Source organism: Gluconobacter sp. P1D12_c, assembly GCF_018812105.1.
Lineage (GTDB): Bacteria > Pseudomonadota > Alphaproteobacteria > Acetobacterales > Acetobacteraceae > Gluconobacter > Gluconobacter oxydans_A.
In genome coordinates this window covers 1-511 of sequence record NZ_JACSIQ010000312.1, presented here as the reverse complement: position 1 = coordinate 511, position 511 = coordinate 1, and the positions used below count along the sequence as shown (strand labels likewise).

The 511-nt window shown below is 48.1% G+C and carries 1 protein-coding gene; it reads right to left on the bottom strand.

Annotated features, from left to right (window positions below; genetic code table 11):
- Positions 1–35: 35 nt before the first annotated feature.
- Positions 36–511, bottom strand: a 476-nt coding sequence (locus tag KP705_RS16925) for a hypothetical protein (protein WP_215765106.1), incomplete at its 5' end; no start/stop codon positions are given.

Below are 511 nucleotides of genomic sequence, written 5' to 3'. Positions count from 1 at the left end.
TATGACAATTACATTGTCGTCGGTCCTGCGGAGCTTCAAAGATACCAGTCTGCAAGCTCCTGAAAGGCGTCCTGATTAGCTTCGAAGTATTCGGAATCCGGAACCTCAATAGGAGGCTCATCAAGCTCTACGGGGTCTTGTAGACGCTCTATGTCGAGAACCTTTGACAGCATCCCATCTTCTAAGACGCTACCCCCACCTCTACCCATGTGAGATATCGTGTAAGTGTCAAGCATATATGCTTTTGCGGAATCATCCACCGCATTGATATCCCTGTTGCCAAGCTCCCACGAACCACGCAACGCAAACAGATTACGCCCCGTTAGAGCATCGCATCCAATTTTTTGGAGTTTTTCGATAACCTGCTGATGGTGTCGCTTAGAGACAACTTCAATGAGTTCGAGAGCCTTTTTGCCGAGTTCAGTGTCAGGCGTCTGCGTATAATTCTGGACCATAAGACAGGGTTCAGAGACGTTATAGAAAGCATGATGCGGGAGCATCAGCCCAACAA